The organism is Nonomuraea sp. NPDC050547, assembly GCF_044457345.1.
GTDB lineage: Bacteria > Actinomycetota > Actinomycetes > Streptosporangiales > Streptosporangiaceae > Nonomuraea.
Map to the genome: position 1 here is coordinate 1 of NZ_JBITGW010000030.1, position 18,750 is coordinate 18,750.

At 71.3% G+C, this 18,750-nt stretch carries 17 protein-coding genes; 6 read left to right on the top strand and 11 right to left on the bottom strand.

The annotated features are described in order from the left end of the window. The first annotated feature begins 130 nt into the window (after nt 1-130). Nucleotides 131-1,789, top strand: coding sequence for a rhodanese-like domain-containing protein (locus ACIBHY_RS50345; protein ID WP_397310550.1), 1,659 nt, complete (start codon nt 131-133; stop codon nt 1,787-1,789). An 84-nt stretch (nt 1,790-1,873) separates the two neighbouring features. On the opposite strand, the gene ACIBHY_RS50350 is transcribed toward ACIBHY_RS50345, so the two are convergent. Further along, nucleotides 1,874-2,503, bottom strand: coding sequence for a class I SAM-dependent methyltransferase (locus ACIBHY_RS50350; RefSeq protein ID WP_397310579.1), 630 nt, complete (start codon nt 2,501-2,503; stop codon nt 1,874-1,876). Nucleotides 2,504-2,588: 85 nt separating this feature from the next. Between ACIBHY_RS50350 and ACIBHY_RS50355 the strand changes: the two genes are divergently transcribed. Genes ACIBHY_RS50355 through ACIBHY_RS50365 form a run of 3 tightly spaced genes read left to right on the top strand, consistent with a single transcriptional unit; the run spans nt 2,589 to nt 4,330 of the window. Next, a complete protein-coding gene (locus tag ACIBHY_RS50355; protein WP_397258010.1) occupies nt 2,589-3,041 on the top strand; it encodes a pyridoxamine 5'-phosphate oxidase family protein in 453 nt (150 codons plus the stop codon). Further along, nucleotides 3,038-3,229, top strand: coding sequence for a ferredoxin (locus ACIBHY_RS50360; RefSeq protein WP_397258012.1), 192 nt, complete (start codon nt 3,038-3,040; stop codon nt 3,227-3,229). The genes ACIBHY_RS50355 and ACIBHY_RS50360 overlap by 4 nt, the downstream gene beginning before the upstream one ends. Before the next feature lie 15 nt (nt 3,230-3,244). Beyond that, nucleotides 3,245-4,330: a Zn-dependent alcohol dehydrogenase gene (locus ACIBHY_RS50365; RefSeq protein ID WP_397258014.1), complete on the top strand. Its 1,086-nt coding sequence runs from the start codon at nt 3,245-3,247 to the stop codon at nt 4,328-4,330. A gap of 140 nt (nt 4,331-4,470) precedes the next feature. On the opposite strand, the gene ACIBHY_RS50370 is transcribed toward ACIBHY_RS50365, so the two are convergent. Continuing rightward, nucleotides 4,471-4,887 (bottom strand): organic hydroperoxide resistance protein, encoded by a 417-nt coding sequence (locus ACIBHY_RS50370; protein WP_397258016.1) that lies wholly within the window; start codon nt 4,885-4,887, stop codon nt 4,471-4,473. Between the two features lie 87 nt (nt 4,888-4,974). On the opposite strand from ACIBHY_RS50370, the gene ACIBHY_RS50375 reads away from it, so the two are divergent. Then, nucleotides 4,975-5,529, top strand: coding sequence for a TetR/AcrR family transcriptional regulator (locus ACIBHY_RS50375; protein WP_397310551.1), 555 nt, complete (start codon nt 4,975-4,977; stop codon nt 5,527-5,529). 33 nt (nt 5,530-5,562) lie between these two features. On the opposite strand, the gene ACIBHY_RS50380 is transcribed toward ACIBHY_RS50375, so the two are convergent. Genes ACIBHY_RS50380 through ACIBHY_RS50405 form a run of 6 tightly spaced genes read right to left on the bottom strand, consistent with a single transcriptional unit; the run spans nt 5,563 to nt 12,364 of the window. After that, entirely contained in the window at nt 5,563-6,570 is a 1,008-nt protein-coding gene (locus tag ACIBHY_RS50380) for a sugar phosphate isomerase/epimerase family protein (RefSeq protein WP_379639624.1), read from the bottom strand. Beyond that, entirely contained in the window at nt 6,567-7,667 is a 1,101-nt protein-coding gene (locus ACIBHY_RS50385; RefSeq protein ID WP_397310552.1) for a Gfo/Idh/MocA family protein, read from the bottom strand. Before ACIBHY_RS50385 ends, ACIBHY_RS50380 begins: the two co-directional genes overlap by 4 nt. A gap of 14 nt (nt 7,668-7,681) precedes the next feature. Next, on the bottom strand, nt 7,682-8,737 hold the full coding sequence (locus ACIBHY_RS50390; RefSeq protein ID WP_379612160.1) for an ABC transporter substrate-binding protein: 1,056 nt from the start codon (nt 8,735-8,737) through the stop codon (nt 7,682-7,684). Then, complete coding sequence (locus tag ACIBHY_RS50395; protein ID WP_397258025.1) at nt 8,734-9,723, bottom strand: ABC transporter permease; 990 nt, start codon at nt 9,721-9,723, stop codon at nt 8,734-8,736. The genes ACIBHY_RS50390 and ACIBHY_RS50395 overlap by 4 nt, the downstream gene beginning before the upstream one ends. After that, entirely contained in the window at nt 9,720-11,198 is a 1,479-nt protein-coding gene (locus ACIBHY_RS50400; RefSeq protein ID WP_397258027.1) for a sugar ABC transporter ATP-binding protein, read from the bottom strand. Before ACIBHY_RS50400 ends, ACIBHY_RS50395 begins: the two co-directional genes overlap by 4 nt. Before the next feature lie 8 nt (nt 11,199-11,206). Next, on the bottom strand, nt 11,207-12,364 hold the full coding sequence (locus ACIBHY_RS50405; protein ID WP_397258029.1) for an ROK family protein: 1,158 nt from the start codon (nt 12,362-12,364) through the stop codon (nt 11,207-11,209). A 355-nt stretch (nt 12,365-12,719) separates the two neighbouring features. Here ACIBHY_RS50405 and ACIBHY_RS50410 point away from each other — a divergent pair, with 355 nt between their 5' ends. Then, nucleotides 12,720-13,331, top strand: coding sequence for a DNA-binding response regulator (locus ACIBHY_RS50410; protein ID WP_397258031.1), 612 nt, complete (start codon nt 12,720-12,722; stop codon nt 13,329-13,331). Here the strand turns inward: ACIBHY_RS50410 and ACIBHY_RS50415 are convergent. The 3 genes from ACIBHY_RS50415 to ACIBHY_RS50425 are packed head-to-tail and all read right to left on the bottom strand — an operon-like array spanning nt 13,317 to nt 18,696. After that, complete coding sequence (locus ACIBHY_RS50415) at nt 13,317-15,347, bottom strand: prolyl oligopeptidase family protein (RefSeq protein ID WP_397310553.1); 2,031 nt, start codon at nt 15,345-15,347, stop codon at nt 13,317-13,319. The two genes, ACIBHY_RS50410 and ACIBHY_RS50415, sit on opposite strands and share 15 nt — an antisense overlap. Next, entirely contained in the window at nt 15,344-17,041 is a 1,698-nt protein-coding gene (locus tag ACIBHY_RS50420) for an ABC transporter ATP-binding protein (protein WP_397310554.1), read from the bottom strand. The genes ACIBHY_RS50415 and ACIBHY_RS50420 overlap by 4 nt, the downstream gene beginning before the upstream one ends. Further along, on the bottom strand, nt 17,038-18,696 hold the full coding sequence (locus ACIBHY_RS50425; protein ID WP_397310555.1) for an ABC transporter transmembrane domain-containing protein: 1,659 nt from the start codon (nt 18,694-18,696) through the stop codon (nt 17,038-17,040). Before ACIBHY_RS50425 ends, ACIBHY_RS50420 begins: the two co-directional genes overlap by 4 nt. Between the last annotated feature and the right edge of the window lie 54 nt (nt 18,697-18,750).

Sequence of the window (18,750 nt, forward strand, 5' to 3'; positions counted from 1 at the left end):
ATCCGCTGCCTCAAGCGCTACATCGCCCGCGAGCTCTACCAGATCATCACCAAAAACGATCAAGAATCCGCCGCTTGACATCTATAGGAGCATCCGTCGCGGAATATACCCCCGGAGGGTAGCCGTTGCGATGGGTGAGGAGGTTGAGCAGATGTTCGACGTGCACGTGATCGAGACGTCCACCCTAGGCGACCGCAGTTACCTGGTCACCGACGGGAAATCGGCCGCGGTGGTGGATCCCCAGCGGGACGTGGACCGGATCCTCGCCCTGGCGGGCAGATTGGGCGTCCGGATCACCACCGTCGCCGAGACCCACCTCCACAACGACTACGTCTCCGGCGGCCTGGAACTGTCCCGGCTGACCGGCGCGGTCTACGGTCTGGCCGACGCGGCGGACTTCCCGCACCGGGCGCTGAGCGACGGCGACACGCTCGACATCTCGCCCACACTGCGCCTCCGGGCGTTGCACACCCCCGGCCACACGTTCCACCACCTGTCGTACGTCCTCGACCACGACGGCACCCCCGAGGGCGTCTTCACCGGCGGCTCGCTGCTGTTCGGCACCACCGGCCGCCCCGACCTGCTCGGCAACGAACACACCGAGACCCTCGCCCGCCACCAGCACGCCTCCGCGCGCAGACTCGCCGACGCCCTGCCCGACGGCGCGCGCATCTGGCCGACACACGGGTTCGGCAGCTTCTGCGCGGTCGGTACGGCCGGCGGCGACGCCTCAACCCTGGGCCAGGAGAAACTGGCCAACCCGGCCCTGCGCCTCGCCGAGGACGCCTTCGTCACCGAAGTCCTGTCCGGCCTGGACGCCTACCCCGCCTACTACGCCCACATGGGCGCGACCAACGCCGCCGGTCCCGCCCCCGTGGACCTGCGCCTGCCCGAACCCGCCACCCCCAACGAACTGGCCCGGCGCATCGACGCCGGCGAGTGGGTCGTGGACCTGCGCTCCCGCACCGCCTATGCCGCCTCGCACCTGATCGGCACCGTCAGCCTGGGCCTGGACGGCAGCATGGCCACCTGGCTCGGCTGGCTGACCGCCCGCGGCGCCCCCATCACCCTGATCGGCGCCACCCGCGAATCGGTCGCCGAGGCCCAGCGCGAACTGGTCCGCATCGGCATCGACCACCCGGCCGCCGTGGCCGTAGGCACCCCAGAAGCCTTGACCACCTCGACCACCCGCCTGGGCTCCCTACGCCGAGCCACCTTCACCGACCTGGCCAAGGCCCTGACCACCAACCCCGCAACCCCAGGCGACAAGGCGCCCGGCACAACCCACAACAGAAGCGGCGCCGGCACGCCAAGGGGCGGCGCGGACGAAGCGAGAAGCGCCCCGAGTGATGCAGGCGCTCCGGCGGGTGGCGCGGACGAAGCGAGAAGCGCCCCGAGCGGCGCCGACGCGGCAGCAGGTGGCGTGGGCGAAGCAGGAAGCGCCCCGAGCGGCGCGGGCGCGGCGGCGGGTGGTGTGAGTGAAGCGGCGCCCGCCGCGAGCGGAGCGGCGGGTGCCGGGGATGGCGTGCGTGGGGGGCCGGTTGTGGTGGATGTGCGGTTGGCGGGGGAATGGCGGGACGGGCATGTGGCCGGTTCGCTCAACATCCCGCTCCCCCAGCTCACCACAAGGCTGGCCGAGATCCCGCCGGGCGAGATCTGGGTGCACTGCGGCAGCGGCTACCGTGCCACCGCCGCCGCGTCCCTCCTGGCGAAGGCGGGACGCGAGGTCGTGGTCATCGACGACGCGTTCGCCCGCGCCGCCGACCAAGGCGTTCCGATGTCCACCTAAAGCTCCACGTCCCCACCTAAAGCTCCATGTCCCGCCTAAAGCTCTATGTCCGGACAAAGCTCTATGTCCGGATAAGGCCATGGCCTAGATGCCGGGGCCGACGCGTTCCAGCACCCGTAGCGACCCCTCACCCCCCACCTCCTTGAACGCCCCGGACGACAGGGCCCGCAGATACACCCGGTACGGCGCCTGCCCACCCTCGGCAGGGTCGGGGTAGATGTCGTGGAACACCAGCGCCCCGCCCTCCATCACATGTGGCGCCCACCCCTCGTAGTCAGCGGTCACCGGCTCCTCGGAGTGCCCGCCGTCGATGAACAGCAGGGCCAGCGGCGTGTTCCACAACGCGGCCACCCTCCCCGACTGCCCCACCACGGCGATCACCTCGTCCTCCAGCCCGGCCGCTGCGATGGCGGTGCGGAAGGCGGGCAGCGAGTCCATCTTGCCGAAGCGCGGGTCGACCAGCGTCGGGTCGTGGTGGGCCCAGCCGGGCTGGATCTCCTCCGACCCCCGGTGGTGGTCGACGGTGATCACGACGCTGCCGGTCTGGCGGGCCGCCGCGCCGAGGTAGATCGCGGACTTGCCGCAGTAGGTGCCGATCTCGCAGATGGGGCCCTGCCCTCCGTATTTAAGGGCGGCGTGGAAGAGGGCGAGCCCTTCGCCGGCCGGCATGAATCCCTTGGCGTGCTCGGCTGCGTAACGCAAGTCAGGCGGCATCGTCATGGAGAAGCACCCTAGTGGAACCGAACAACATTCCATTGCCCTCTTGTCGGCGATTCTGGAACCTGTTCTACTGGGCAACGTGAATCAGCGCGCGCGCATCGCGATGCCGGAAGCGGACGTCACAGCCCTCATCGAGGGCTCGCGCAAGCTCCAGCTGGCGACCATCAACCCCGATGGCACCCCGCACCTGGTGACCATGTTCTACGGCCTCGACGAGGGCCGGATCGCCTTCTGGACCTACGGCAAAGCCCAGAAGGCCGTCAACCTCGCCCGCGACCCCAGGGTCAGCTGCCTGATCGAGACCGGTGACGACTACGCGGAACTGCGCGGGGTCCTCCTGTACGGCGTGGCCAAGCAGGTCGCCGAGCACGAGCGCGTGCTGGAGATCGGCATGGAGATCGCCCGCCGGATGACGCCCGGAGTGCCCGACGCGGAACTACGCCCGTACGTGGAACTGACCGGAAGAAAACGCATCGCATACGTGGTCGAGCGCGCCAGGGTGGTCTCATGGGATCACAGGAGGCTCACATGAGGATCAAGGTCGACTACCTGGTGTGCGAGGCGAACGCCGTATGCATGGGGCTCGCCCCTGAAGTGTTCGACGTGGACGAGGAGGACAACCTGCACGTCCTTCTCCCCGAGCCGCCAGCCGACATGCAGGACCGGGTACGGCACGCCGTACGTTCCTGCCCGAAAGCCGCCCTCTCCCTAGAGGAGTAACAGGAGGAACCCCCCATGCGCGCCGCCATTCTGCACGCTGTAGGCGACGACAAGCTCGACCTCCGCGATGACGTCACACTGGCCCCGGTCGGGCCGGCGGACGTACGCGTCCGGATCCGGGCGACCGGTGTCTGCCATTCCGACCTGTCGGCCATGTCCGGCGTGCTGCCCCAGCCGGTGCCGCTCATCCCGGGCCATGAGGGCGCGGGCGAGGTGGTCGAGGTGGGTGAGCACGTCACCTCGCTGCAGCCGGGCGACCACGTGATCATCAACTGGCGCCCGTCGTGCCAGGAATGCGCCCTGTGCCTGGGCGGCCAGCCGTACCTGTGCATGAAGTATGTGATCGAGTCGTTCTCCAAGGGCAACTTCCGCATCGGCGGCGACTCCACGGTCTTCGGCATGGCGGGCTGCGGCACGTGGGCCGAGGAGTGCGTGGTGCCGTGGCAGGGAGCGATCAAGATCGACCCGGAGGTGCCGTGGGAGGCGGCCGCGCTGATCGGGTGCGGCATCACCACGGGCGTCGGCGCGGCGCTCAACACCGCCAAGGTGCGTCCGGGCTCCACGGTCGCGGTGATCGGCTGCGGCGGCGTGGGACTGTCGGTGATCCAGGGCGCGCGGGTCTCCGGCGCCCGCGTGATCCTGGCCGTCGACCCGCTGACGTCGAAGCACGAGCTGGCCAGGAAGGTCGGCGCCACGCACGCGGTCACCCCCGACGACCTGCCCGGCGCCCTGGCCGAGCTGACCGGCGGCAGCGGCTTCGACTACGGCTTCGAGGTCGTGGGCAAGTCCGCGACCATCACCAGCGCGTGGCAGACGACCCGCGCGGGCGGCGACGTCATCGTCGTGGGCGCCGGCGCCATGGACGACATGGTGCAGATCTCCGCGTTCAGCCTGCTGTTCGAGGGCAAGAACCTGCTGTCCAGCATGTACGGCGAGGCCGACGTGCGGCACGACTTCCCCTACTTCGCCGCCCTGTACAAGGCCGGTCAGCTTGACCTGGAGTCGATGATCAGCGCCAGGATCAAGCTGGCCGACCTCAACGACGCCGTGGCCGCGCTGAAGGGCGGCGAGGTGCTGCGCCAGATCGTGGTCATGGACTAGCGACACAGGGAAGGGCCGGGCCGACACCCCGGCCCTTTCGCATGCCACCGAAAGCGCGATGCGGCTGTCGCGAGCCGGCTACGCGATGGCGTCCCGATCCTCCGCCGTGGCGCTGGGCGTCCGCGGCCCCGCTGCGAGGGCTACTCGACCACGAGGTTGACGGGAATGTTGCCGCGGGTGGCGTTGGAGTAGGGGCAGACCTGGTGGGTGGCCTCCAGCAGGGCGTGACCCGCCTCGGCGGAGATCTCGTCGGGCAGCTCCACGCGCAGCGTGACTTCGAGGCCGAAGCCGCCGGCGCCGTTGGACACCAGGCCCACCTCGGCGGTCACGGCCACGTCGGTGACGTCGAGGTTCTGCTTCTTGCCGACGAGCTGCATGGCGCTGGCGAAGCACGCGGCGTACCCGACCGCGAACAGCTGCTCGGGGTTGGTGCCCGCGCCGGCGCCACCGAGCTCGGCGGGCGGGGACAGCTTGACGTCGAGCCTGCCGTCCGTGGTGACGCCGCGGCCGTCGCGGCCGGAGGCGGTGCCGACCGCGGTGTACAGGGCCTTGCTCATCGGAGTGCTCCTCGCAGCAGATGGAGACAGACAGGTCTGTCTATATACAGCAAGACACTAGACAGACCTGTCTGGTAATGTCAAGGCATGACGAGTCCTGCCCGCCAGCGCATCCTGGATACCGCGACGCGGTTGTTCTATGCCGAAGGCGTGCGCGCGGTGGGCATCGACCGGATCATCGCCGAGGCGGGAGTGGCCAAGGCGACCTTCTACCACCACTTCCCGGCCAAGGACGACCTGGTCACCGCGTACGTGGAGGACCAGAGTCAACGGCAGCGGGCGCTGGCCGGCGAACTGCCGGACGGGTCCGGGCGGGAGCGGGTGCTGGCCATGTTCGAGCGGATGGGCGAGTTCGGGAGCCTGCCCGGTTACCGGGGCTGCCCGTTCATCAACGCGGCCGCGGAGTATCCCGACCGCTCGCACCCGGTGCGCAAGGCCGTCGCCGCCTACCGGGAGTGGTTCCGCGACCTGATGCTCGGCCTGCTCAAGGAGGCGCGGCACCCCACGCCCGACACCACGGCCGACATCCTCATGATCGTGCGCGACGGCGTGGCCGTGGGCTTCGACCTCGACGACCCGGCCGTGGTGCACGCCTCGATCCGCGAGACCGCGGAGCGCGTCCTGGGCCCTTCAGGCGAGTGAGAGGCCGGCCTCGCGAGAAGGCCGGCCGGGGTCTCACGTGGTGGAGAACGCGGCGTCGAAGGCCGTGGCGGGCGGGGTGATGGAGTTCAGCGTGCGGATGAAGCCCAGGGCCTCGCGGGCGCCGTCGAGGCGGTCCATGCCCGCGTCCTCCCACTCGATCGAGATCGGGCCCGTGTAGCCGATGGAGTTGAGCGCCCGGAAGCAGTCCTCCCACGGCACGTCGCCGCGCCCGGTCGAGACGAAGTCCCAGCCGCGCCGCAGGTCCGCCCACGGCAGGTGCGAGGACAGGCGGCCCCGGCGGCCGTCGCCCACGCGCATCCGGGTGTCCTTGCAGTCCACGTGGTAGATGCGGTCGGCGAAGTCGAGGATGAAGTTCACCGGGTCGATGTCCTGCCAGACCATGTGCGAGGGGTCCCAGTTCAGGCCGAAGGCGGGGCGGTGGCCGATCGCCTCCAGCGTCTTCTGGGTCGTCACGTAGTCGTAGGCGATCTCCGACGGGTGCACCTCGTGCGCGAAGCGGACGCCCACCTCGTCGAAGACGTCCAGGATCGGGTTCCAGCGGTCGGCGAAGTCCCGGTACCCGGCCTCCACCATCGAGGCCGGCACCGGCGGGAACATCGCCACGGTGTGCCAGATCGACGAACCCGTGAACCCGACCACGGTGTCCACGCCGAGCGCGGCGGCGGCCCTGGCGGTGTTCTTCATGTCCTCGGCCGCGGCCTGGCGCACCGACTCCGGGTCACCGCTGCCCCAGATGCGCGCGGGCAGGATGGCCTGGTGCCGCTCGTCGATGGGGTGGTCGCAGATGGCCTGGCCGACGAGGTGGTTGGAGATCGTCCACACCTTCAGGCCGTGCTTGTCGAGCTGTTCGAGCTTGCGGGTGACGTATCCGGAGTCCTCCAGGGCGGCGGCCACGTCGAAGTGGTCGCCGGAGCAGGCGATCTCCAGCCCGTCGTAGCCCCACTCCGCCGCCAGCCCGCACACCTCCTCGAAGGGCAGGTCGGCCCACTGTCCGGTGAAGAGCGTGACCGGTCTGGTCATGGGATCTCCTTGTACGCGCCGTTGCTCTGCTCGACCGCCTCCAGCACCCGCTGCACCCGCAGCCCGTCGGCGAACGAGGGCGAGGGGTCGGCGCCGGCGGCGATCGCCTCCAGGAAGTCCTTGATCTCGTGGGTGAACGTGTGCTCGTAGCCGAGCCCGTGCCCCGGCGGCCACCACGCCCCGGCGTAGGGGTGGTCGGGCTCGGTGACGAGGATCCGGGTGAAGCCCGCGCCGCCGACGCTGACCCACAGCTCGTTCATCGCCTCGAAGTCGAAGAACAGGCTGCCCAGCGCGCCGTTCAGCTCGATGCGCAGCGCGTTCTTGCGCCCGGTGGCGAAGCGCGTGGCCTCGAACGAGGCCAGCGCGCCGCCCGACATCCGGCCGACGAACAGCGCCGCGTCGTCCACGGTGACCGTGCCCATCTCCGTGCCCTTGTCCGTACGGCTGCCGCCCTCGAGCGGCCGTTCCTTGACGAAGGTCTCGGTCAGCCCGGTCACGCCCACGACGCGCTGGCCGGTGACGAACTCGGCGGTGTCGATGATGTGCGCCCCGATGTCGCCGAGCGCGCCCGAGCCCGCCTTGTCCTTCCGCAGCCGCCACACCAGCGGGAAGTCCGGATCCACGATCCAGTCCTGCAGGTACTGCGCCCGTACGTGCCTGATCTCGCCCAGCCGGCCCTCGGCGACCAGCTGCCTGGCCAGGGCGACGGCGGGCACCCGCCGGTAGTTGAAGGCGACCATGCTCTTGCCCGGCCCGCGCGCGGCGGCCTCGGCCATCCGCGTGGCCTCCTCCACCGTGTTGGCCAGCGGCTTCTCACAGATGACGTGCTTGCCCGCGGCCAGCGCGGCGATGGCGATCTCGGCGTGCGAGTCGCCGGGCGTGCAGATGTCGATGATGTCGATGTCGTCGCGGGCGACCACCTCGCGCCAGTCGGTCACCGCCTCCGCCCAGCCCATCTGGGCGGCCGCCGCCTCGGTCGCCTCCTTCGAGCGCCCGCAGATCACCCGCATCTCGGGTTTCGCGGGCAGTTCGAAGAAGGCGGAGACGTTCCGCCACGCCTGGGAGTGGACGCGTCCCATGAAGGCATAACCGATCATGCCTACGCCGTTAATCAAGATTCAAACCCCAATGGCAGGTACTTCTCGACGTTCTCCTTGGTGATGGTCTCCGACGCGAGGGTGATCGACTGGGGCACTTGGTTCTCCACGAGATCGCTCATGCCCTTACCCTGGGCGATCAGTCGCGCGAGCTTGATGGCCGACGAGGCCATCGTGGGGCTGTAGGTGACCGTGGCCTCAAGGACCGAGCTGCCCGACTGGATCTCCTTCATGGCGTTGAGCGAACCGGCGCCGCCGACCATGAAGAACTCGCTGCGGCCCGCCTCCTTGATCGCGGCGAGCACGCCGACGCCCTGGTCGTCGTCGTGGTTCCACAGCGCGTCGATCTTCTTGTGCGCCTGCAGGAGGCTGGCGGCCACCTGGTTGCCGGTCTCCACGGTGAACTTGGCGTCCTGCTTGGCGGTGACGCTGAAGCCGTACGTCTTGAGCGCGTCGGCGAAGCCCTTGCTGCGGTCCTGGGTGAGCGGGAGCGTCGCGATGCCCTGGATCTCCACGATCACCGGGTTGGCGACGCCCTTGTCCTTGAGCTTCTTGCCGACGTGGTGGCCGGCCGCCACGCCCATGCCGTAGTTGTCGCCGCCGACCCAGGTGCGGTAGGCGAGCTTGTCGGGGAAGACGCGGTCGAGGTTGACGACGGGGATGCCCGCCGCGGTGGCCTGCAGCGCGACCTGGTTGAGCTGCTGGCCGTCGTTGGGCAGGATCACCAGCGCGGCGACCTTGGCCGCGATCAGCGACTCGACCGCGGAGATCTGGGCGTTGATGTCGTTGGTCGGCTCGACCGGCTTGAACTCGATGTCGGTGTACTGCTTCGCGGTCGCCTCGGCGTTCTTGGCGATGGCCGCGATCCAGCCGTGGTCGGCGGCCGGCGCGGAGAAGCCGATGACGACCTTCTCCCCCGGCTGGTCGTTGCCGCTCGCGGCGGGGGCGGGTGCCGGGGCCGCGCTGGTGGGCGCCGCCGCCGGCTCGTTCGAGGTGCAGCCCGTGGCCAGTAATGCGGCACCGCCCAGGCCGCCGATGAGGAATCCCCGGCGCGCGACGTTTTCGGTCATGGTGCTCTCTCCTTGAGGTTGCGCCGCTGGAGAAGGACGGCGACGACGATGATCAGGCCCTTGGCGATCAGCTGGTCGCTGGTGTTGAGGCCGTTGAGGATGAACAGGTTCGTGATGACCGTGAAGATGAGCAGGCCGAGGATCGAACCGACGATGGTGCCCCGGCCGCCGGTCAGCAGGGTGCCGCCGATGATCACGGCGGCGATGGCGTCGAGCTCGTACAGGTCGCCGTGGGTGGACGAGCCGGTGGTGGTGCGAGCCATGATCAGGATCGCGGCGATGCCACAGCACAGGCCGGACAGCGCGTACAGCAGCATCGTGTGCAGGCGTACGTTGATCCCGGCGAGCCTGGCCGCCTCGGGGTTGCCGCCGACCGCGTAGGTGCGGCGCCCGAACGTGGTGCGGTTGAGCAGGATCCAGCCCAGCACCACGACCAGCGCGAAGATGTAGACCAGCAGCGGGATGCCGAGCAGCCGCGTGGTCGACAGGTCCACGATGGCGGAGTTCTCCGGCTGGACGATCTGGGTCTTGCGGTCGGACATGCGCTGGGCCAGACCGCGCGCGGCCACGAGCATGGCCAGGGTGGCGATGAACGGCACCATCCGCCCGAAGGAGATCAGCAACCCGTTGACCAGCCCGGCCCCGGTGCCGACCAGGACGGCGCAGAGCGCCATCATGGGCGGCCCCCAGTCCTGGGTGGCCAGCGTGGTCGCCCACACCGAGGCCAGCGCCATGATCGCGCCCACGGACAGGTCGATGCCACCGCCGATGATCACGAACGTCATGCCGACCGTGATGACGCCGATGGTGGCGGCCAGCGACAGGATGCTGACCAGGTTCGAGGCGGTGGCGAAGTTGTCGGGTTTGGTGATCAGGCCGACGATCGCGAGCAGCACCAGCGCCGCCACCAACCCGAGGTGGCGGGCCTCGCCGACCCGCCCCCACCAGGCCTCGCGTACGGCGACGCCACGGGTGTCCACCTTCACGCCGCGCTCCCTTCCATGATCATGTCGAGTACCCGGTGCTCGTCGAGCCCTTCGGCCGCGCTCTCGTGGATGACCCGGCCCTCGCGCAGCACCAGCACCCGGTCGGCCAGGCCGAGCACCTCGGGCACCTCACTGGAGACCAGCAGCACGCCGATCCCCTGGTCGGCCAGCTTGCGGATGACCGCGTACAGTTCGGCGCGGGCGCCGACGTCCACGCCGCGGGTGGGCTCGTCGAGCAGGAGCAGCTTGCGGTCGTCGAGCAGCCAGCGGGCCAGCACGGCCTTCTGCTGGTTTCCGCCGGACAGGGTCTTGATCGGGCGTTCCGGATCGTGGGGACGGATGTCGAGCGTGTCCACGAGGCGCTTGGCCTCGGCGCGTTCGCGGGCGCGGTCCAGCCAGCCCAAGGTGGAGAAGCCGCGCAGCGTGCCGAGGGTGATGTTGGCGGTGACGCTCTGGTCGAGCAGGAGCGCCTGGGCCTTGCGCTCTTCGGGGGCCAGGCCCATGCCCTGCCTGACGGCCCCGACCGCGCTCCTGATCTGCCTGCCTTCCAGCAGGACCCGGCCTGTGCTGGGGCGGGAGCCGTACACGGCCTCCAGGATCTCTGAGCGGCCGGAGCCGACGAGGCCGGCCAGGCCGACGATCTCGCCCGCGTGCACGGAGAAGGAGACGCCGGCGAACGCGCCCGGCGAGCTGAGGCCCTCCACCCGCAGCACCTCGCGGCCGCGGTCGGAGCCGCGCGGGGGGAAGACGTACTCGACGTTGCGGCCGGTCATCAGGGAGACGATCTGCGAGGTGGGGGTCTCGTGGGCGGGCAGGCCGACGGCGACGGTGCGGCCGTCCTTGAGGACGGTGACGCGGTCGCCGATCTCGCGGATCTCCTCCAGGCGGTGGGAGATGTAGACGACGGCGACGCCCTGGGCGGTCAGCTCGCGGATGATGCGGAAGAGGTTGGCGACCTCGTCGTGGGCGAGGGCGGCGGAGGGCTCGTCCATGATGATCAGGCGGGCGTCGTGGGAGAGCGCCCTGGCCATGGAGACGATCTGCTTGGCCGCCGGGGACAGGCGGCCGACCTCGCTGGACGGGCGGATCTCCGGGTGGCCGAGGCGGGCCAGCACCTCGGCGGCGGCGCGGTTGGTGGCGGAGCGGTGGACGAAGCCCAGGGACGACTTCTCGTGGCCGAGCAGGATGTTCTCCGCCACGCTGAGGCCGTCGACGAGGTCGAGCTCCTGGTAGATGGTGGCGATGCCGAGCCTGATGGCGTTGTTGGGGCTGCTCGGGCGTACCTGGACGCCGCCGAACTCGATCGTGCCCTGGTCGGGCTGGTGCACGCCGGCCAGCACTTTGATCAGCGTGGACTTGCCCGCGCCGTTCTGGCCGAGCAGGCAGTGCACCTCGCCCGCCCGCACGTCGAGATCGACCCCGTCGAGCGCGCGCACGCCGGGGAACTGCTTGACGACTCCCCTGATGACCAGCATGGGCCCTCTCAGGCGTTGATGATCCGGTTGATGTTCTCGGGTGAGAGGTAGTGCTCGATCGCGAGGATGCCCGCGCCCAGCGCGGCCGCGTTCACCCCCGTACGGCTCGGCACGATCGTCAGATGGTGGGTGGCCAGCGGCAGCGACCGGCGGTAGACGGTCTCGCGGATCCCGGCCAGCAGGTGCTCGTGCACGCGTGACAGGGCGCCGCCGATGACGATGACCTCGGGGTTGAAGAAGTTGACCAGGCCGGCCAGGACCTCGCCGATGAGCCGTCCGGCCTCCCTGACCAGCCGCAGCGCCTGGGTGTTGCCGCTCTGCACGAGCCGCACCACGTCGGCGCCGGACTCGGCGGGGAAGCCGAGTTCGGTGAGCCTGCGGGCCAGCGCGGCGCCGCCGGCGACCGCCTCCAGGCAGGCGCTGTTGCCGCAGCGGCAGCCCGCCTCCTCGTGGCCGCTGACCCTGATGTGGCCGATGTCGCCGGCCGAGCCGCTGGCCCCGCGGTGCAGGGCGCCCTCGGTCACGATGCCGCAGCCGATGCCGGTGCCGACCTTGACGAACAGCAGGTGGCCGGTGGCGGCGAACGCGTTGCGGTGCTCGCCCAGCGCCATCACGTTGACGTCGTTGTCGACCAGGACCGTGGGTCCGCGGAAGTAGTCGGGGATGGGGTAGTCGTTCCAGCCGGGCATGATCGGCGGGTTGTTCGGCCGGCCGGTGGCGAACTCGACCGGCCCCGGCACCCCGATGCCCAGCGACCTGAGCCCGGCGCGCGGCCGGCCGACCTCGGCGAGTAGCTGGTCGACCAGCCGATCGACCTGGGGCAGGACGGCTTCCGGGCCTTCGGCGATGTGCAGCGGCTCCTCGGACTCGGCCAGGACGGCGCCGGTGAGGTCCATGAGCGCGACGCGGCAGTGGGTGGCGCCCAGGTCGACGCCGGCGACGCTGTGTTCGTCGGTGTGCAGGCGCAGCTGGCGCGGCGGGCGGCCGCCGGTGGACTCGCCGCTGTCGCTCTCCTCGACCAGGCCGCGCTCGATGAGCGCGTCGACCCGCTGGGAGATGGTGGATCTGGCCAGGCCGGTGACCCGCGCGAGGTCGGAGCGGGTCGTGGCCGACCCGGCGCTGATCAGGGTCAGCACGTCGCCGGGAGAGCCGGGGGGTGAGCTCATGCGCCGACCATAGGAGCACTCGTCGGTCAGAAGCAAGACCCTGATCCAACAAACCTGGCGGACTTCCGCCGACGATCGAACAAAGTCCCGACCAGGGCCCAAAGGCGCAAAAGAGAATGAGAATCTGGTTTCACAGATGCGGAGAGCACGCATAGTAAATGGCGATGCACTCGTAAGGACCGTCGGTTCACCAGGCGGGTTCTGACCTCACCGAAATGCACCCTTAAAAGCGTCAGTAAGCCGGAAAAACAAACAAACACCTAATAGTTAAGCTATACCTCTGCAACGTTCTGGCTTTTCAACCCTTAAGCCATTAGTCAGGATGTAGTCGTACATCACGCTGTGTTCCGAAAGGATGCCGGTGATCCGTACTTTGCTCGCTGAGGACATGGAGCTCGTCCGCGGGGCGATCGTGGCCCTCCTCGCCTACGAGGAGGACATCGAGGTCGTCGCCGAAGTGGACCGAGGTGACCACATCCTCGAAGCCGCGCGGGCCACCAAACCTGATGTGGCCGTGATCGACCTGGTGATGCCGGGAGCCGACGGGCTGGAGGCGGCACGCGAGCTGCACGAGGCCCTGCCCGGCTGCGGGGTGCTGATCCTCACCGCGGTCGGCACCCCCGCCATGCTGAAGCGGGCTTTAGACGCGCGGGTGCGCGGGTTCCTGGCCAAGGACGCGCCACCCGCGCAGCTGGCCGACGCCATCAGAAGGGTGGCGTCCGGCGGGAGCGTGGTGGACTCCTCGCTGGCCATCGCCGCCATGACCACCCCGGAGACGCCGCTGACCTCCCGTGAACTCGACGTGCTGACCGCCGCGGCCGACGGCTCGTCCGTCTCGGAGATCGCCGGTTCGCTCTTCCTCGCGGAGGGCACCGTGCGCAACTACCTCAGCCGCACGCGCTCCAAGCTGAGCGCGCGCAGCAGCATCGACGCCATCCGCATCGCCCGCGAATCAGGCTGGATCTGACGGCAGCTCAGGATCGGGCGGCAGCTCAGGATCGGGCGGCAGCGCTGGATCTGACGGCAGCGGAAGGCCGGTGTGCTCGGCGAGGAAGGCCAGCGCGTCCGCCGCCAGCGCCACCGAGCGGCTGACGGCCCTCGCGCCGTGGCCGACGTCGCCCTCGTGGCGCAGCAGCAGCGGCCGGCCCCCCGCGTCCGCCCGCTGCATCGCCGCGCACATCTTGCGCGCGTGCGCGGGATCGACGCGAGTGTCCTCGCCGAAGACCGTGAACAGCGTCGCCGGGTAGGCCGTGCCCTCGGCCACCCGGTGGTACGGGGAGTAGGACAGCAGCCAGGCCAGCTCCTCCGGGCGGTCGGCGGTGCCGTACTCCTGCTTCCAGGACGCGCCGAGGCCCGAGCGCTCATAACGCGTCATGTCGAGGATCGGCGCCGAGCAGACCGCGGCGGTGAACAGCCCGGGGTACTGCGTCAGCATGCCGCCGATGAGCAGCCCGCCGTTCGACTCGCCCCAGATGCCCAGCTGGGCGGGGGTGGTCCAGCCGTCGGCGACGAGCTTCTCTGCCGCAGCGGCGAAGTCGTCGAAGACGTTCTGCTTGTGCTCGCGCATGCCCGCGCGGTGCCAGGCCTCGCCCTCCTCGCCGCCGCCCCTGATGCCGGCGACCGCCAGCACGCCACCCGCCTCGATCCAGGCCACCGAGTCGGCGGCGTAGCCAGGCGTCAGAGACATCCCGAAACCGCCGTAACCGGTCAGGATCGCCGGACGCGGGCGGCCGTCGCCCGGCATGGCCACGACGGTCATGCGCACCTCGGTGCCGTCGCGCGAGGTGAACGTCACCTGCCTGCTCGCGACGCCCGGCACCGGCAGGTTCGCCTCCCACGCGGTGAGCGAGCCGTCCTTCGCGTCGTAGCGCCACACGCCCGCGGGCGTGACGGCGTCGGTGTAGAGGAACCACGCCTCGTGCCCGCCCTCGGGCCGCGCGGTGAGCGGGCCGACCGTCCCCGCACCCGGCAGCTTCACCGGTACGGCCGGCCGCCCCGTGTCCAGCTCGTGCACGACGACCTCGGCGACCGCGTGCCGTACGCGGGAGACCAGCAGACGGTTGCCCTCCAGGATCGTGAACGCGGCCAGCACCGACTCCGGATCCTCGGCCACCAGGTCCTTCCACGCGTCGGGACGTTCCGGGTCGGCCACGCACAACCGCCGGCGCGGCGCGTCGCGGTCGGTCAGGATGTAGAGCCGCCCGTCCGCGCCGACCGCCGCCACGCTCCTGGCCGATCCGCCGGGCTGCACCCGCCGCCGCTCGCCGCCGGCCAGGTCGGTCAGCCACAGTTCGTTCGGGGTGCTCGGGCCGGGGGCGGCCGACAGCGTGAGCCAGCGGCCGTCCGCGCTGAGCGTCAGCCCGTAGGAGCCGGCTCCGTCGGCGGTGAAGACCTCTTCGTCGGGCTCCCGCGAGCCGATCCGGTGCAGGTAGACGCCGGTGCGGGCGCGGACGTAGTAGAACGCCGCGCCGTCGGGCAGCCAGGCGACCGGCGAGTACCGGCAGTCGCCGATCGGACCGTCCACGTCGGCGCCGGTCCTGACGTCCATGACACGCAGCTCGGCCCGTTCCTCACCGCGCCGCGACAGCTGGTAGGCCAGCAGGGTGCCGTCCGGTCCGGGCTGCCATTCGTCCAGGGTGGTCAGGCCGGTGGGGTCCAGGCGCATCGGGTCGAGCAGGATCTCGTCGTCGCGGTAGAGGACGGGGTGTTCCTGGTCGGCCGCGCGGCGCTCCACGAAGCGGTGCTCGCCGCGCCAGACGGGCGGGGTCGCGATGCCGGTACGGCTCAGCTCGCCCAGCCGGGTCAGCATGCGCTCGCGCCACGGGAGGGCGGCGGCGTGCTCGCGCCAGAGAGCGTCCTGGGCGTCGAGCCAGGTGATGGTGGCGGGGTCGGCCGGGTCTTCGAGCCACCGGTAGGGGTCGGGGATCCGGTGGCCGTGGAGTTCGTCGACCAGCGGCAGCCGGGATGCGTCCGGATATTTCATGAAAGCTGGGCCTCCTCGCGGGTGGTCTCCCAGTGACCGACCAGGTCGGCGTAGAGCGGTGCCGCCGCGACGAGCTCCTCGTGGGTGCCCATGCTCGCCCGGGAGCCGTCGAGCAGGAGAACCCGTCCCGCCCTGCGGGCCGAGGTGAGCCGGTGGGCCACGACGATCAGCGTGCCGCCCCGCCGTACGAACGCCCGCTCGGCCCGCTCCTCCGCGGCCGGGTCGAGATGGCAGGTGGCCTCGTCGAGTATCACCAGGCGGGCGTCGGCCAGATGGGCTCTGACCAGGGCGATGAGCTGCCGCTCCCCCGCGGACAGGCCGCCGGGGTCCAGGTCGGCGTCCAGGCCGCCCAGGCGCTCGATCAGCTCGTCGGCGCCCACTTCGCGGGCGGCGGCCAGGATGCGCTCCGGCGGGGCGTCGGACAGGTAGGCCAGGTTCTCGCGCAGCGAGCCACGGAAGGTGTAGGCCTCCTGGGGGATGAGGACCCTGGTGCCCGGGTCGGCCAGGTGGGCGGGGACTCCGGCCACGGTGACCGTGCCGGCGCCGGGGTGCAGCAGTCCCGCGGCCAGGGCGGACAGCGTGGACTTGCCCGCGCCGCTCGGGCCGACGATCGCCAGGTGCTCGCCGTCCCGGATCTCCAGGTCGAGGTCCTGGACGACGGGGCCGGCGTGCTCGCCGTACGAGAAACTCACGCCCGTGAACGTGAGCGCGGGCGGGTCGGCCACATTGGGGGAGGCGGTGCGTTCGCGGGAAGGGGAAGGGGAAGTCGTGTGGAGGATGCGGTCGAGGGAGGCGAACAGGCGTACGCCGCTGACGCCGACGCCTTCCACGAGGCCGCCGAGCGCCGGGGCGAGCGACTGGGTGACGTAGGCGAGCGCGCCCACGATCACGCCGGCGCCGAGCGTGCCGCCCGCCACCCACGGCCCGCCGACCAGGATCAGGACGACCGGGGTCCACGCGCCGACGCCCAGGGCGGCGGTGCGCAGCGCGGTCATCCCGGCCAGGCGCCCGGCCGAGCGGGCCTGGGCTGCTATGCGGCGGCCGACCAGGGCCTCGACGCGTTCCTCCGCGCCGCAGGCGGTGACGTCGCGCAGCCCGCCGGTGACCGAGACGAGGGTCTGGGCGGTGCGCTCGTCGGCTTCGAGGTAGGCGCGCTGGCGGCGGTACAGAGCGGGCAGGGAGATCGTGAACAGCACCGCCCCCAGCACGAACGGCGGCACCACCAGCACGGTCAGCGCCGGATGCAGCGCGACCAGCCCGAGCACCGCGCCCGCCGCCGTGAACGCGAACCCGCGCACGACGGTGACCACCGCCGCGAAGGCGTCCCTGGCCAGCTCGACCTGCAGGTTGATCCGGGCGACCGCGCTCGCCGGCGCGTCCTGGGGCCCTTCGCACAGCGCCCCGCGTACGGCCAGCGTCAGCAGGTCGTCGCGGAACGGCTCGGCCACGGCGGCCACAGCCAGGATCACCTGCCGGGCCGCGAACGCCGCCAGCAGCCACGCCGTCCCGAGCGCCGCCAGCCAGGCCAGCCCGACGTCCACGCGCCCGGCGGCGAAGCCGTCGTCGATCGCGCGCGCGATCGCCAGCCCGATGAGGAAGGCGGGCGCCACCTCGACCACCGACCAGCCCGCGATCCTGGCCAGCGCCCCGGGCCGGGCCCGCAACGCCGTCCACACCACGCGGCCGGCCTTCACGACGCGACCCCGGCGTGCTCGAAGACGGCCCGGTATCCGGGGTCCTTCCACAGGCTGGCGTGGGGGGCGTGGCCGCGTACCCGGCCGCCGTCCAGCCAGATCACCCGGTCGGCGCGGGCGGCGGTGGCGGCGCGATGGGTGACGACCAGCCGGGTACGCCCGCCGAGCTCACCGGTCAGCGCCTCGCCCACCTGCTGTTCCGTCAACGTGTCGAGGCCGGAGGTGGCGTCGTCCAGCACGAGGAAGCGGCCGCCCTGGGCGAAGGCGCGGGCAAGGCCGACCCGCTGGCGTTCGCCGCCGGACATGGGCGCGCGCTCCAGCGGCGTCAGGAAGCCCTGGGGCAGCCGGGAGAGGAATCCGTCGGCCCGTGCGGCCCGTGCCGCCCCTTCCGCGGCGCCGGCCGGGGCCCGGCCGAACTCGATGGCCTCTTCCACGGTCTCCCCCAGCAGCACCGGGCGTTCGAAGGCGTACGCGACCGCCTGCCGCAGAGCCGAGGGCGACAGCTCGCGCAGGTTCACCCCGTCCAGCGACACCGTTCCCCGGTCAGGGTCGGTGAGCCGCCCGGCCAGCGCGGCCAGCGCGGACTTGCCCGCTCCGGAACGCCCGACCACGGCCGTCACCGACCCGCCGGGCAGCACCAGATCGCCGACCTCCAGGCCGCCCGCGGTCACGGCGCGGAACTCCACGGTCCCGTCGCCGGCGGGCAGCGTCGCCGCGCCCGTCTCCGCCTCCCGCTCGTCCATCACCTCGGCCACGCGGTCGGCCGCCGCGCGCGCCCTGGCCAGCCTGGCCACGAAGCCGAGCGCGCCGCTCAGCGCGGCGCCGAGAACGGCGTACCGGGCGGCGGCGTAGAGGTCGCCGACGGTGATCTGCCGGGAGGCCAGCAGGAACCCGCCCATGGCGAGCACCGCCACCTCCAGCACCGGCACCATGATCCCGGCCCTGACCCCGGCGCCCGCCGTGGCCCGCCAGAGGGCCAGACCGTGCGTGCGCAGCGTGGGCAGCGGCGTGAGGACCCGGCGTACCTCGCGCTCCTCGGTCCCGGCCGCGGCGATGGTCCTGGCTCCGGCGAGCGCGTCGACCAGGCGGGTGGCGATCTCGCCCTGCGTCTCCTGGTAGGCGGCGGCGATCTCGCCGCTGGCCCGCATGAAGGCGCGCAGCACGAACATGATCGCGACGAGACCGGCGGCCAGGGTCAGCGTGAGCCGGGGGTCGATGAGGGTGAGGGCCACGAGGCCGCCGACGGTCGGCACCAGCAGCGTGATCACGCTGACGGCCGCGTCCGGCGCGCCGCCGAGCTCCTCGGCGTTCAGTCCCGCTCTGGTGACCAGGTCGCCCTGGCCGAAGCGGCGGGTCATCCCGGGGCCCACGCCCAGCACGCGCCGCATGAGCGCGCCGCGCATCCGGGCCGCCGCGGCGGCTCCGCTCACGCCGCGGGTCCAGACCGACAGGCTTTCGCAGACCATGATCACGGCTACCGCGCCGACGGCGGCGGTGAGCCACGTGGTGCGGTCCTGGCCGTCGATGGTCCGTCCGATCAGGTACGGCAGGGCCAGCTCGGCCGCGGCTGCGGCGGTCGCCGTGAACGCCAGCACGAGGGGCCAGGGGCCGCTGCGCCGTACCGCGTCCAAGACGAGCCGATCACCAGACCGCACGATGTTCCCTTCGCTCAAAACCCGGAATCCCGGGACGTCCTTTGCAGACGCCCC